This is a genomic window from Micavibrio sp. TMED2 (assembly GCA_002168225.1).
GTDB lineage: Bacteria > Pseudomonadota > Alphaproteobacteria > TMED2 > TMED2 > TMED2.
The window spans coordinates 118,135-132,279 of the sequence record NHBH01000009.1 but is presented as its reverse complement, the minus strand read 5'-3'; the positions used below and the strand labels follow the sequence as shown (position 1 = coordinate 132,279).

14 protein-coding genes are annotated in these 14,145 nt (G+C 58.1%); 5 read left to right on the top strand and 9 right to left on the bottom strand.

Going from position 1 to position 14,145, the window contains the following annotated elements; all coding sequences use genetic code 11:
* The first annotated feature begins 58 nt into the window (after positions 1 to 58).
* Both CBB62_12365 and CBB62_12360 read left to right on the top strand, forming a co-directional pair.
* Entirely contained in the window at positions 59 to 565 is a 507-nt protein-coding gene (locus CBB62_12365; GenBank protein ID OUT39196.1) for a hypothetical protein, read from the top strand.
* Complete coding sequence (locus CBB62_12360; GenBank protein OUT39195.1) at positions 552 to 1,259, top strand: GNAT family N-acetyltransferase; 708 nt, start codon at positions 552 to 554, stop codon at positions 1,257 to 1,259. The genes CBB62_12365 and CBB62_12360 overlap by 14 nt, the downstream gene beginning before the upstream one ends.
* A 10-nt stretch (positions 1,260 to 1,269) precedes the next feature.
* On the opposite strand, the gene CBB62_12355 is transcribed toward CBB62_12360, so the two are convergent.
* The 8 genes from CBB62_12355 to CBB62_12320 form a co-directional block, all read right to left on the bottom strand.
* A complete protein-coding gene (locus tag CBB62_12355; protein OUT39194.1) occupies positions 1,270 to 1,782 on the bottom strand; it encodes a hypothetical protein in 513 nt (170 codons plus the stop codon).
* A gap of 45 nt (positions 1,783 to 1,827) precedes the next feature.
* Positions 1,828 to 2,337, bottom strand: coding sequence for a hypothetical protein (locus tag CBB62_12350; protein ID OUT39193.1), 510 nt, complete (start codon positions 2,335 to 2,337; stop codon positions 1,828 to 1,830).
* Between the two features lie 150 nt (positions 2,338 to 2,487).
* Positions 2,488 to 4,143 carry a microcin ABC transporter ATP-binding protein gene (locus CBB62_12345; GenBank protein OUT39192.1) on the bottom strand — a complete coding sequence of 552 codons (1,656 nt, stop codon included), beginning with the start codon at positions 4,141 to 4,143 and terminating at the stop codon, positions 2,488 to 2,490.
* Positions 4,140 to 5,288, bottom strand: coding sequence for an ABC transporter permease (locus CBB62_12340; protein ID OUT39191.1), 1,149 nt, complete (start codon positions 5,286 to 5,288; stop codon positions 4,140 to 4,142). Before CBB62_12340 ends, CBB62_12345 begins: the two co-directional genes overlap by 4 nt.
* Positions 5,289 to 5,297: 9 nt before the next feature.
* A complete protein-coding gene (locus CBB62_12335) occupies positions 5,298 to 6,386 on the bottom strand; it encodes a microcin ABC transporter permease (GenBank protein ID OUT39190.1) in 1,089 nt (362 codons plus the stop codon).
* Positions 6,387 to 6,400: 14 nt separating this feature from the next.
* Positions 6,401 to 8,275 carry a hypothetical protein gene (locus CBB62_12330; GenBank protein OUT39189.1) on the bottom strand — a complete coding sequence of 625 codons (1,875 nt, stop codon included), beginning with the start codon at positions 8,273 to 8,275 and terminating at the stop codon, positions 6,401 to 6,403.
* 213 nt (positions 8,276 to 8,488) lie between these two features.
* Complete coding sequence (locus CBB62_12325; GenBank protein OUT39188.1) at positions 8,489 to 9,274, bottom strand: histidinol-phosphatase; 786 nt, start codon at positions 9,272 to 9,274, stop codon at positions 8,489 to 8,491.
* A gap of 53 nt (positions 9,275 to 9,327) precedes the next feature.
* Positions 9,328 to 10,152, bottom strand: a complete 825-nt coding sequence (locus tag CBB62_12320; GenBank protein ID OUT39187.1) for a hypothetical protein — start codon at positions 10,150 to 10,152, stop codon at positions 9,328 to 9,330.
* Positions 10,153 to 10,346: 194 nt separating this feature from the next.
* Here CBB62_12320 and CBB62_12315 point away from each other — a divergent pair, with 194 nt between their 5' ends.
* From CBB62_12315 to CBB62_12305, 3 genes are all read left to right on the top strand, one after another.
* The gene (locus CBB62_12315) at positions 10,347 to 11,435 is read left to right on the top strand and encodes a hypothetical protein (protein ID OUT39186.1); all 1,089 of its coding nucleotides are present in this window, start codon (positions 10,347 to 10,349) and stop codon (positions 11,433 to 11,435) included.
* A 119-nt stretch (positions 11,436 to 11,554) separates the two neighbouring features.
* Entirely contained in the window at positions 11,555 to 12,025 is a 471-nt protein-coding gene (locus tag CBB62_12310) for a hypothetical protein (protein OUT39185.1), read from the top strand.
* A gap of 138 nt (positions 12,026 to 12,163) precedes the next feature.
* Positions 12,164 to 13,057 carry a prephenate dehydratase gene (locus CBB62_12305; protein ID OUT39184.1) on the top strand — a complete coding sequence of 298 codons (894 nt, stop codon included), beginning with the start codon at positions 12,164 to 12,166 and terminating at the stop codon, positions 13,055 to 13,057.
* On the opposite strand, the gene CBB62_12300 is transcribed toward CBB62_12305, so the two are convergent.
* Entirely contained in the window at positions 13,054 to 14,058 is a 1,005-nt protein-coding gene (locus CBB62_12300) for a hypothetical protein (GenBank protein ID OUT39797.1), read from the bottom strand. The genes CBB62_12305 and CBB62_12300 overlap by 4 nt on opposite strands.
* Between the last annotated feature and the right edge of the window lie 87 nt (positions 14,059 to 14,145).

The following is a 14,145-nucleotide window of genomic DNA, read 5'->3' as shown; positions in this document are numbered from 1 at the left end:
CACAGCGGTCATACACATTTATATAACAGGATATATAACTGGGTATGGGCATGTCGGTATGGAAGACACTCTCAAGGAACTTGGGCACCTTGTTCTGGGCAGCCGATTGAAGCGCCTGGCGGAAAGATTGCAGACAGATACTCAGGCTTATCTATCCCAACGGGGCATAACAATTCCTGCAGCACAATTGCCGGTACTGTCGGTACTTGACCGCATGGGCCCGCTCAATATCGGTGACATTGCCGAGGCCCTTGGCATGGCCCAGCCCGGCATCACCCGATCGGTCAGCAAGCTCGAGGCCAGCGGCTATCTGCACTCGGAACCCGACACACGGGATCGGCGGATCCGAATGGTCCGGCTCTCCGCAAAGGGTCAGGACATGATGACAAATGCCACACAGCAAATATGGCCGAATATCGAAGCTGCAGTTGCAGAAGCCTGCCAGAACCTGTCCGGCTCATTGCTTGAGCAGATATCCACGCTCGAAACAGCGCTGGATGCAGCATCAATTGCAACCCGTGCCAGCGCTCATCAATCAGGGGACATTGATCATGCAGCACTCTGAACGCGATACAGTCGATCTGACGTCACTTGACCGACCGGTCTGGTCAACGCTCAACAACCATCATAAGAACTCGGCGATCGGCAACGATCTGGCACGGCGCTTTATGCCGGACGTCAACCTGTTTGCTTGCGCTCGCGATGACAGCGAAGCTGCGATTGCTGCACTGGATACGATCATCAAGCAGCGCGAGAAAGTGTACTTTCTGCAGGCCGATCCGGTGAAACTGCCGCCCGAACTGACAGTGGAAATGGCAGCACTCTGCGTGCAAATGGTTCTGCAAAAGCCCATATCGACGCCAGATGACGCTGCTGAATTTCACCTACTTGGCGATGATGATGTACCAGAGATGCTGGAACTGACGGCACTGACCAATCCGGGACCATTCCAACCCCGAACCCATACCATGGGCAATTATTATGGCATCAGGATCAATGGTCGCCTTGCAGCAATGGCGGGGGAGAGGATGCGCTTTCCGGGTTTTACCGAAGTCAGCGCCGTCTGCGCACACCCCGATTTCCGAGGGCAGGGCTTTGCCCGACGACTATCGGCGCATGTGGCAGCGGGCATTCAGGCGCGTGGCGACATACCGTTTCTCCACGCATGGGAAACCAACACGGCGGCGCGCAGTCTCTATCAATCACTGGGTTTTGAATTACGCCACGAGATGCATGCAGCGGTCGTAACCAAACCCTGATCGACCAGCCTTACAGTGCCTTTTTGAGGGCGACGATCGGGTCTTCGCGGGTCAGGCGGGCCTCTGCGCCGTCGGTCGCCGCGATCACCCGGCTGACCGCATCATCGCTGTACAGCTTGTCGAACACCTTGCCGGCCTCGACCGCCAGTGCCTGCCGGAACCGGTCATGCTGACGCCGCCATTCCGGGTTCTCCCGGTGCTCCTGAACCGGGAAGTGGGATTCCGTCAGTCCTATTTGCAGGACTGCCTCACGGAACTTGCCGGTACCGATGCTGTCCGGGGTCTTTGACAGGCTTTCCAGTTGCCGCTCGGCATTTCTCAGGAAGCTGCGCTGGTCACTGTCCAGCGCCTTGCCCTCACGCCGCAGCATGGTGCGAATGTCCTTTGCGTAGCGCGCTGCCTTTGCACTGGCCCAGCTGCCGGGCATGCCGGTGAGGTCGAAATCCTTCACACCGGTCGCAAGACCAATCACTTCAAGGGTCAGGGTTTCACTGTCGGTTTTGCGCAAAAACTTGGTGAACATGGGATCATTCTTTCGTCAGGAATGGAGCAATAAGAGGAGAGACACTCAGCCGTTCAGCTTGATCTGCAGCTCAACCTTCGGTTCCTTGCGGCTGAGATCATCAAGCGCCTGCATTCTGGCATCCCTGATCCGCTGGTCAGCCTCGCGGCTGAAGTGGCGCTCGAAAACAGCTTCCGCCTCGGGCTTCATGCTGCCCTGAAATGCCTGCAGCTTGCGCAGCCATTCCGGGTTTGCCCGCCGCAGACGGACCAGCGGGTCGGTACCATGTTCCGGATTTTTCAGGCGAATATCCTCGCCGATACTGCTCGGGATCGACGCAAGCGAACGCAACCCGTATTTCGACATTTCAAGGAAGCGTTTGATGTCAGGCTCGGTGGTATAGCCTTCCCGCTCCAGCGTTGTATCAATCTGACGCAACAGCTTGTCAGCCGCCCGGTTCGGATCACTGCCCCGGCGTTTCTCGGGATCGCCCAGTGAACGGGTACCGGCAATTACCCCCATGATCTCGACGGACAGGGTCTTGCTGCTTTTTTGCTTGAGGAACCGGGAGAACATTGTGGCCTCGATCCAGTGATGTGGCGTTATGACTGGACGCGCTGATACTCCTGTCGGAAAATCAGTTCAATATGAAAATGCGAATCATTCGCAATTATTTCTCAGGCAATATCAATTACCCCAGAAGGCAGCAGATCAGCGCACGGGCAATCAGCTGCTGACGGCTTCCTCATGTACCGCCTCGATATCAAAGGCGGCTTTGATCAGGGCCTTGGTGTAATCGGTCTGGGGGGCATCGAATATCTGGTCAACCGGGCCCTGCTCGACCACCTTGCCATCCTTCATCACGATGACCGAGTTGGACAGGGCGCGCACCACCTTCAGATCGTGGCTGATGAACAGGTAAGCGAGATCGTGTTTCGCCTGCAGGTCACGGAGCAGGTCGACAATCTGCGCCTGCACCGACATATCGAGCGCCGAGGTCGGCTCGTCGAGCACGACGAATTTCGGCTTCAGGATCATGGCGCGGGCGATGGAGATACGCTGGCGCTGACCACCGGAGAATTCATGCGGATAGCGGTGCCGGGTTTCGGGGTCGAGCCCGACCTCCTGCAGCACCTCGGCGATCATGCGGTCTTCCTCGGCCTTTGATCCGGCGAGTTTGTGCAGGCGCACGCCCTCGGCAATAATCTCCGACACCGACATGCGTGGCGATAGGCTGCCATAGGGGTCCTGAAACACCACCTGCATCTCACGCCGCAGCGGGCGGATTTCCGAACGGCTCAGCCCTTGAATATCCTTGCCCTGAAACCGGATTGCGCCCTCACTGTCGACCAGCCGGAGCAAGCCCTGACCCAATGTGGTCTTGCCCGAGCCGCTCTCGCCGACCACGCCGACGGTCTCACCCGGTCGCACAGAGACCGGAATGCCATCGACCGCCTTCACATGATCCACCGTGCGCTTGATCACGCCCTTGCGGATCGGGAAATAGACCTTGAGGTTATCGGCCGCCATGATCGGTGCGGCATCACCGTTGAAGGCCAGTGCCTGCCCCTTCGGTTCGGCATCGAGCAGCCGCTTGGTATAGGCATGCTGTGGCGCATCGAAGGTTTCCGGCAGCTTGCCCGCCTCAACAATCTCGCCCTGATTCATGACACAGACCCGATCCGCCACCTTGCGCACCACGCCGAGGTCATGGGTAATCAACAGGATCGCCATACCAAGGCGTGATTGCAGATCCTTCAGCAGGTTCAGCACCTGCGCCTGCACCGTCACATCGAGCGCGGTGGTCGGCTCATCGGCAATCAGCAGGTCTGGCTCATTGGCCAGCGCCATGGCGATCATCACCCGCTGACGTTGCCCGCCAGAAAGCTCGTGCGGATAGGCATTGAGGCGCTTGGTCAGGCGCGGCAGGCCGACCAGCTCCAGCAACTCGATCACCCGTGCCCGCGCCGCCGCCCGGCCCATGCCCTTGTGCACGAACAGCGCTTCGGAAATCTGTTTCTCGATCGTGTGGAGTGGGTTGAGCGAGGTCATCGGCTCCTGAAAGATCATGGAAATCTGGTTGCCACGCACCCCGCGCAGGGTCCGCTGCGGCGCGCCGATAATCTCTGTCCCGCGATACTTGATCGACCCACGCGGATGGCTGGCGACATTATAGGGCAGCAACTGCAGGACCGAGAGCGCGGTCACCGACTTGCCCGAACCGCTCTCGCCGACCAGCGCCAGCGTCTCGCCCGGGTAGATGTCGAAATCCACATCGCGCACGGCCTCGGTACCGCCGAAACTGACCGCGAGATCGCGAATGGACAGTAAGGGCTCGGCACTGCCGGTAGTGGCTTCCGGCTGGGTCAACACATCACTCATTGGGTTGCTATCTCCCCTGCCTGATTGGTTTGGGCCGGGTTGGATTTTGTCGCCTGTTGCTCGGCCAGTTTTTTGGCTTCCGGACCGACCTGTTTTGCCGGTGGTGGTGCGGCCTTGCGCTGATCGAAGGCATCGCGTACCGCCTCACCGACAAAGGTCAGCAGGATCAAAATGCTGGCCAGCGAACAGAAGGCTGAAAAGCCGAGCCATGGTGCCTGCAGGTTGTTCTTGCCCTGCGCCACCAATTCACCCAGCGACGGCGAGCCGGGCGGCAAACCGAAGCCGAGGAAATCGAGGCTGGTCAGGGCGGTAATGGCCCCGGACAGGATGAACGGCATGAAGGTAATGGTGGCGATCATCGCGTTGGGCAGCACATGGCGGATCATGATCACGCCATCGGTGACACCCAGCGCTCGTGCGGCCTTCACATGGTCGAAATTACGTGCCCGCAGGAACTCGGCGCGCACCACATCAATCAATGACAACCAAGCAAACAGCGCCATGGCCAGCAACAGGGTCCAGAAGCTGGGCGCCAGGAAGCTGGTCAGGATGATCAGCGCATAGAGGCTGGGCAGCGAGCGCCATATCTCGACGACCCGCTGGCCGATCAGATCGGTCAGCCCGCCGAAAAAGCCCATACAGGCACCAACCAGAATGCCGATGATCGACCCGATAATGGTCAGCGCCACACCGAACACCACCGACAGGCGGAAACCATAGATTACCCGCGCCATCACGTCCCGGCCCTGATCATCGGTGCCGAGCCAGTTTTCCGCCGTCGGTGCCGACGGCACCGAGCCTTCGATGTCGTAATTGATGGTGTCGTAGGAGAACCGGATCGGCGGCCAGATCATCCAGCCGTTCTCATTGATCAGATCGGCAATATAGGGATCGCGGTAATCCGCCTCGATCTCGAACTCACCACCGAAATCGGTCTCGGTATAAACCTTGAAAACCGGCATGTAGAAATGCCCGTCATGGCGGATCAGCAGCGGCTTGTCATTGGCTACAACCTCTGCCGACAGGGTCACGACGAACAGGATGGTGAAGATGATCGCCGACCAGTAGCCACGGCGGTTGGCCTTGAAATTATGCCAGCGCCGCCGGGCGATCGGGCTTTTGAAGATGCGGTCGGAAAGTGCCATAGCCGTGTCTTACCGCCCCTCAAAATCAATGCGCGGATCGACCAGCGTATAGGTCAGGTCACTGATCAGATGGATCACCAACCCCAGCAACGAGAAGAAATACAGCGTGGCAAACACAATCGGGTAATCCCGGTTCACAATCGCCTCGAAACCGAGCAGGCCTAGACCGTCGAGCGAGAAGATCACCTCGATCAGCAACGCGCCGGTAAACAGAATGCCGATAAAGGCACCGGGGAAACCGGCAATGACGATCAGCATGGCATTGCGGAATACGTGGCCGTAGAGCACACGCTTTTCCACCAGCCCCTTGGCCCGTGCGGTGGTGACATACTGCTTGCCGATCTCATCCAGAAACGAGTTCTTGGTCAGCATGGTCAGGCTGGCAAACCCGCCGATAACCAGTGCGACCAGCGGCAGGGTCATGTGCCAGGCATAATCCACCACCTTGCCCCAGAGGCTGAGTTCATCCCAGTTGGGCGAGGTCAGTCCCCTGAGCGGAAACAGATCGAAATACTGGCCACCGGCAAAGACGATGATCAGCAGGATCGCGAACAGGAAACTCGGGATCGCATAGCCGACAATGATGATGGCGCTGGACCAGACATCGAAGCGCGAGCCGTCCCGCACTGCCTTGGCGATACCGAGCGGAATGCAGACCAGATAGGTCAGCAGCGTGGTCCAGAGACCGAGCGAAATGGACACCGGCAGTTTCTCGATCACGAGGTCGACCACCTGCCGGTCGCGGAAGAAACTTTCGCCGAAATCAAACTGGGCATAGCGGCCCATCATCAACAGAAACCGCTCAACCGGTGGCTTGTCGAAGCCATATTCGCGTTCAAGCTGCTCGATCAGTTCCGGAGGTAGGCCACGGGCACCACGATAGAGCGAACCGCCCTCACCGCCACCACCGGTGCCGAGATCGGTTGTCGCCTCACCCGAGACCCGTGCCGTGGCACCAACATCAGTGCCTTCGAGCCGGGCAGCAAGTTGTTCGATCGGGCCACCGGGCAGGAACTGGGTCATGACAAAGCTGACCAGCATGATGCCCAGCAGGGTGATCGGGATCAGGGCCACACGGCGGATGATATAGTCGAGCATTAACCGTCAGACCTTCAGCGCTTCAGATCGGTCTGGATGCTAGCGGCCTTGTCGGCATCGATCCACCAGCGAGTCAACAGGCCCGGCGCACCATATCTCGGTTGTTTCTCCGGATGACCAAAACGGTTCCAATAAACCAGACGGAACGCCGGCAAATGCCAGGCCGGGATATTGTACTGATTAGCCAGCAGCACCCGGTCGAGAGCACGGGTACGGGTAATCAGCGCCTGCCGGTCCGGCGCGGTGATAATCAGGTCGATCAGCTCATCAACCGCCGGGTTCTTAATGCCATTGACGTTGCGGCTGCCCTGATGGTCGGCCGCAGCGGTACCCCAGAATTCGAGCTGCTCATTGCCCGGTGACAGGGACTGACCAAACACGGTCGAGATCATGTCGAAATCGAAGTCATCAACCAACCGCTGATAGGTGGCGGTATCGACCACACGGATATTCAGATTGATGCCGACCCGCTCCAGCGTCTGTTTGTAGGCCAGCACGATCCGCTCAAAGGAAGGCGAGTTGATCAGCATCTCGAAACCGAGTTGCTTGCCGTCCTTGTCGAGCAGTTTGCCATCCTGCAGCGTATAGCCCGCCTGCTTGAGCAGGCTCAGTGCCTTGCGGGTCATGGAGCGATCACGCCCGGAACCGTCACTGACCGGCACCTTGTAAGGTTCGCTCAGAACGCTTGCCGGCACATAGTCGGGATACTTCTGCTGCAGCGGCGTCAGGATTTCCAGCTCCGCCTCGGACGGTGCCCCTTCTGCAGCCAGTTCCGAGTTCTCGAAATAGCTGTCGGTGCGGGTATAGCTGTCATAGAAGATGGTCTTGTTCATCCACTCGAAATCGAACAGCTCAATCAGAGCCTGGCGTACGCGGATGTCCTGAAATATCTGACGACGCAGGTTGAACGAGAAGGCCTGCATGCCCTGCGGCAAATCATGCTCGATCTGTTCCTTGAGCATATCACCGCGCTTGATCGCCGGAATGTCATAGGCGGTTGCCCAGTTGCGCGCGGTATTCTCCACCCGGAAATCCAGTGCCCCACCCTTGAATGCCTCAAGCTGGACATTGGCATCGCGGTAATAATCGATGTCGATGCGGTCGAAATTATACTGTCCCTTGAACACCGGCAGATCAGCTGCCCACCAGTCCTCGACCCGCTCAAGCGTCACCGAACGCGGGCTGTCGACCGTGGCCACACGATACGGGCCGCTGCCGAGCGGTGGCTCCAGCGTGGTATCGCCGAGATTACGGTCCTCAGCGGTCCAGTAATGTTTCGGCAGGATCGGCAGCTGGCCCATGATCAGGGGCAGCTCGCCATTACCTGCGCGCTTGAACTGGAACTTGACCCGGCGCTCGCTCTCTGCCGTCACCGTGTCCACATCGGCATAATAGCTGGCATAGATCGGGTGACCGACCTCGCGCAATGTGTTGAAGGTCCAGACCACATCCTCGGCGGTGATCGGCTCGCCATCATGCCAGACAGCCTCGGGCCGCAACTCGAAGGCAACCCACGAATAGTCTTCCGGATATTCGATGGTCCGGGCCAGACCGCCATATTGGGCGAAGACTTCATCCTCACCCCGCTCGGTCAGGGCCATATAGACAAAACCGGTATCGAGCAAACTGCTGATGCCCGCTGCCTGCCCCTTGATGATGAAGGGGTTGAGACTATCGAAACCACCGACCGCGCCGAGCTTCACCGTCCCGCCCTTGGGCGCATCGGGATTGACGTAATCGAAGTGATTGAAATCCGGGCCATAGGCCGGTGGCTCGCCCTTGGAAACGGCATGGCCGACATAGTTTTCCGCCAGTGCAGTCTGGGCTGTAAACAGCAGGATGGAAACAGTGGCCGAGAAACGTAATGCGCGGGACAGGGCTGGCAGCATGGGCGAAAACACAGTCATTCCATGAGAAAATCGGTTGATCGAACATCAACGCACAATGATTAACCTAGAATAGGGCGTGAACGCGGCAACGCCAATCAAACCCGATGATATATTTGGCATATGATCGGGATAACCGGGCAATAGCGACGGATTGGTCCACATTGTAGTGTGAAATGTGCGGCTTCCGGCTCTCAAAACCGGGAATCGGGCCGATCAGCCGCCGAGAATCGCCAGCGCCGCGCCATGGGCGGTGCGGTCGGCTGCCGCCAGAATACGGCCATCGCTTTCCATAGTCAGCGGATTGCCTGACCAGTCGGTAATCAACCCGCCAGCACCCTCGACAACCGGCACCAGTGCCATGAAGTCATGGGGATGCATGGATGCCTCGACCACCAGATCGAGGAAACCGGCAGCCAGCAGGCCGTAGTTCAGCGCATCACCACCATAGGAGGTAAGCTGCACCGCCTGGGTCAGGCGGTAGAACAGGGCAGCATCTGCGCCCTGAAACATCTCGTGGGATGTGGCCTTGAGGTGGGTTTTGTCGAGACTGCGACAGCGGCGGGTAACCGCCTTCTGGCCGTTGAACAGCGTGGTGCGCCCGGCAGCACCGAGCCAGCGGTCACCGGTAATCGGCTGATCAATCAGACCAAGCACCGGCTTGCCGTTATGCAGCAGGGAAATCAGGGTCGCGAAAGTTGGCAGACCGGAAATAAACGCCCGCGTACCGTCTATAGGATCGAGTACCCAGACCCATTCGGCATCGAGCCGCTCACTGCCATGCTCCTCGCCCCAGATACCGTCATTGGGCCGCTCGGCAGCAATCATGCCACGCAGCGCCGTTTCGATGGCACGGTCGGCCTGGGTTACCGGGCTGTTATCAGCCTTGTGATCAACCTGGGTACCGGTACGCCAGAACGGCTGAACCACATCACGCGCCCGTTCGGCCATATTTTCGGCCAGTGCTACCAAATGCGCGGGACAGACATCAATCGCAGTCATAAGCCATCATACCGGTGCCCGGAAAAGCACCTGAAACCTAGTGAACGGTACTCTTACTCGGTGGCGTCACGGACCGCATCAGCGGCACCGGTCACACCATCCTGAATTGCCTCATCCGCAGCACGGGCAGCATCCTTGATCGCCTCAAGCGCGGAATTGCCAGCCTCGGAAGCAGCCTCACCGGCCTCTTCCAGCGCTTCACCAGCGTCGGTTTCTTCACCGGCAGCCTCTTCAGGCTGAGCTTCTGCAGTCGCATCATCACCATCGGTTGCAGCCTCAGCGCTTTCCTCGCCACCTTCAGCAACCTGATCGTAGCCAAGGTCAGCTTTCTCGGCATCAATGCGGGCCTGATCAGGCAGTGGTGCCGGGCTGCCGCTCAGGGTGCGCAGATAGGCAATCAGATTGGCACGGTCCTCAGGATCCTTGAGGCCGATATAGTTCATCTTGGTACCGGCAACATAATCCTTCGGCTTATAGAAGAACTTGTTCAGTTCCTCATAGGTCCACTCACCACCGAATGAGGCCATGGCGCTGGAATAAGAATAGCTGTCGAGATGCGCCTTATGGGCATTGACGATGCCATAGAGGTTCGGACCAACCTTGTTGGCACCACCCTGCTCAAAGGTGTGGCAGGCGGCACAGGCACGGGTCAGACCTTCACCAGCGGCGGGATCGGCAGTTTCCAGCATGGCCAGAATCGGCTCAGGGCCAGTTGGGCCGGCATCGGCACTGGCCCGTTCAACACCTTCGATCTCGAGCGCGGATTCGTGCGGATGCTCCGGATGCACAATCTTGCGCGAAATAAAGCTCGCCATCATGGCGACGAGGCAGGCGGTCAGAACGGCCGCAAAAATCTTGTTAAACTCGATGCTGTTCATCGTAAAACCTGTAAGACGCGGGGTACGCGGAATGCTGGAATGCCTCTTGGCCAGCCGAACTTAGTCAGCGTTTTGCCGGTTGTCGATGGTCAAGAATGTCTCGGCTGGGCACCATCAAGCAAAACCGCCGCCATCAATCAAGCGTCAAAATCATTAACAGGGGATATATATCGCCGCATATGGCATGCCCGCGCATGTCGGATGGCCTGATGCCGGGCACGTTTTTTGACTGGCAAATCCGGTTTACTCGGTTCACATGCGAATACAAATCGAAACGCGACATATTCCAAGCTATAACAATTGCCATGTTTCCGTTTCATGAAGACACCCTGTTTCTTCTGAGTGCAGTCATTTTCACAGCGGGCATATCATTGCTAACGGCCATACGCGGGCGCTTGCGCACCCGATATCTGGTCCCGCTTTTTCTACTTGGCCTGCTATGGCCTTGGCCAATCGCCATCCATTTGGGACTGGATGGATATACGATGAATATCGCCTTTCATCTCGGTCTCTTGACGGCTGCCGCCCTGATGGCCGGCACAATATGGGGTGTGATCTCGCGCCATATATCAACCGGCATCGGAACCGCCTTGGTGGCTGTAATCCCGGCAATCGTTATCTCTGGAATTTTTCTGGAGCGACAGAGGGTGCCTGATACCGCCTGTTCTCAAAGAGCCCTAGTGCGCATAGGCGATCTGAACCTTGCCATACCGCGCGAGATCGGCTTCAGGTCGACAACAGCCGATGGCGCACCAGAACAGGCATGGGAAGGTTCTTACGGCAGCTGGGTCGGCAACAAACCGAAGGTCAAAACCCTGTGCGACGCTACTGATGGCGGACGAAAGGCCATTGATATCTCGCATATATGGCTGCCGTATAATTCATGGCGCAAGATGCAGCCGGTAACCTGCAAGGCAGTACCGGTCCCGGCTCATGCTGAAGCCTATTGTGCCGCTCTTGCACGAACAGAGCCGACGATCATCCAATTCTATGTGCGACCGGATGGTTTGCCGCGACCATCCTTGAGCTACTTTAATGAGGAAGTGATTTCGCAAGCAGTATCGGAAGGGCAACTCGAAGGCTATCGCTGCGGTGATCCCCTGCCAGCAACAGGCATCCGGTATTGTACCATCTGGATGAAGCTGACACCTGAGATACTGGCAGTTTCCGCAGCAAAACTGGTACGAATGACCACCCCGGAGGACGCGATAACCGATACCGCCTTCCTGTTGAACCTGATGATCCGGGACTTGAGCACCGATCAATCGGATGATCGACCATAAACTGATTAAATCCCATCAAACAAAAAGCGAGGGCAAGCGACGGTTTTCGGAAACCATTTACACCAATCCGGCGTTTTTCACAGGACGTGATGTAACAGCTTGCAGATGGAGCCCCCCGAATGCTGAGAGCCGTTGTTTATATTCCCAATCTGGAACATTTCTCCCTGGCCCAATCGATTATCGAGCGGTCGGATGATGTACATCCCTATTACTGCACCGATATAGACCAACTCGAAGGCATGATGCGATCGGTTGACTGCCATCTGCTGATGATCTTCATGCCCCGGAAAGTAGCCGATCTCGGCACCTCCATGAGCAAGGTATTCAAGTATGTCTATGCGTGGAATATCCCGGTCAGCATTGTCAGTTCGGCCGTAACGCTGAAACAGCTCAAAAAGCTGAGAAGCCTGAATATTGCTGATTTTGCCGTACTGCCGGTCCGCCCCGGCACTCTCAAAAAACGCATGGCACGCACCGCCAACCTCATCATGGGAGAACATCTGATGAATGGTGATGATTCCAATGGCGGGGTCGATGCCGACTATTACCTCAGCAGCATGCGCTATTCGGATATGCTCGCCCATGCGTGAATCGGGAAATCGGCACTAACTGATTAAATGACGTTGCGGTGCGACAGGGTGCTTGTCCCCGGCCCGAGGCAGGGTTAGACAATACTCCCCTTGATTTTGCGCCTATCCGGCGCAGCCCACCGCAACGTCATTGCCATCATGTCCAAACCTGCCTCCCAGCCTGATCAAACCATCGCATTTCAGGGTGCCCTCGGTGCCTATTCCGATCTGGCCTGCCGGCAGCGGTTTCCCGAGATGACCACCCTGCCCTGCCGGTCATTCGAGGATATGTTCAACGCGGTGACTTCAGGTCGCGCGCGGCTCGCCATGATCCCGATCGAGAACACGATTGCCGGACGGGTCGCAGATATTCACCGCCTGATCCCCGGCAGTGGTCTCAAGATTATTGGCGAACATTTCGCCCGTGTGCGGCACCAGCTGCTGGCCATGCCCGGCGTGAAGCCTGAGGACGTGAAGACCGTGCACAGCCACGTCCATGCCCTCGGTCAATGCGGCAAGATCATCGCCGAGCTGGGTGCAACCGCGGTTATCGAGGCTGACACCGCCGGATCGGCAGCCATGCTCGCGGAAGGCAAACAGCGCGACCGTGCGGTTATCGCCTCCAGCCTTGCCGCCGAGACCTATGGGCTGGAGATTATCGCCGCTGATATCGAGGACGCCGATCACAACACCACCCGTTTCGTGATCATGACCAAGGACGAGAATGTCGGTTCACTGCCCTCTGCCGACGACATGGTCGAGATCACGCCGAATATCGTCACCAGCTTTGTCTTCCGGGTCCGCAATATTCCGGCTGCGCTGTACAAGGCGCTGGGCGGTTTTGCCACCAATGGGGTCAACATGACCAAGCTGGAAAGCTACATGCTGAACGGCGATTTCGTCGCCACCCAGTTCTATGCCGACATCGAGGGGCACCCCGACGACCGGCTGGTGGCACTGGCGCTGGAAGAGCTGAATTTTTTTGCTGCCGAGCTGAACATCATGGGCGTTTATGAAGCCCATCCCTATCGCTACCAGAACCGAAGCGACTAGGCCTTCTTGAACAGCCAGTCATCGATCAGCCGCCGGGCGATCGAGCCGGGGCGCGACAGGGTGAAGGGTGCCGGGTTATCCTCATCATGGGCGTGCTGTCGTTCCAGCAGCCAGTCGCGCTCATACCAACCCGCATCAGCAATTTCGTTTGGATCAATGGTAATATCCGTGGTCTCGGCCTCAGCATAGAAACCGACCATGATTGAACCGGGAAACGGCCATGGCTGGGATGAGTGGTAGCGGATATTGCCGACCCGGACATTGACCTCTTCGTGAATTTCCCGGGCCACCGCATCCTCAAGGCTTTCGCCCGGTTCCACGAACCCGGCCAGCGTCGAATACATGCCCTCGGGGAAGTTCTTGCCCCGCCCGAGCAGGCAGCGGTCACCGTCACTGACCAGCATGATAACGGCAGGATCGGTGCGCGGGTGATGCAGGGTCGGCCCGTTCTCGGTACAGTTCGGATCAAGGCAGGCGCGGACGAATCCGGCCTCGCGCATGGCCGTTGGCCCACCACAGACACCGCAGAACTTATGCTGCCGATGCCATGCGGTCATGCCCTTGGCATAGGCGAGCAAGGCAGCCTCCGCGCCATCCATGATCGGCCCGGCCCGGCGCAGATCGACAAAGACGCCAAGATCACGCAAAGGGCCAAACGCTTCCGGGTCCGGTATCTGGGACAGGTCGATGGCAAAATAGGTTACGGCATCCACATCACCGACCTCGGCCAGACCTGACGCCTCACCGAGCAGGATCGGTGCGCTCGCAGCATATTCCGGCCACCACTCCACCTGCGGCGATATATAGACCGGGCTGGCCGCATCGCGGGCACCCTCCGGCATCCGTTCAACGAACACCTTGCCGCGCCAGACCGGAACCAACCGGGTCTTACCGGCATAAAGCCGCTTGGCATAAAACTGCTGGTCACGGCGCTTCACCGCCATCCGGTCCAGTGACGGATGACTGTACAGATTGTGCGGGCGCTGGTTGCTGAGGGTCATGGTCATGATGGCTTGTGCTTTATCAGAAACCGGACAGGCGGTCGACAAATCCGGGATCAATCTTCGGTTATTCAGGAAACCGGCGCT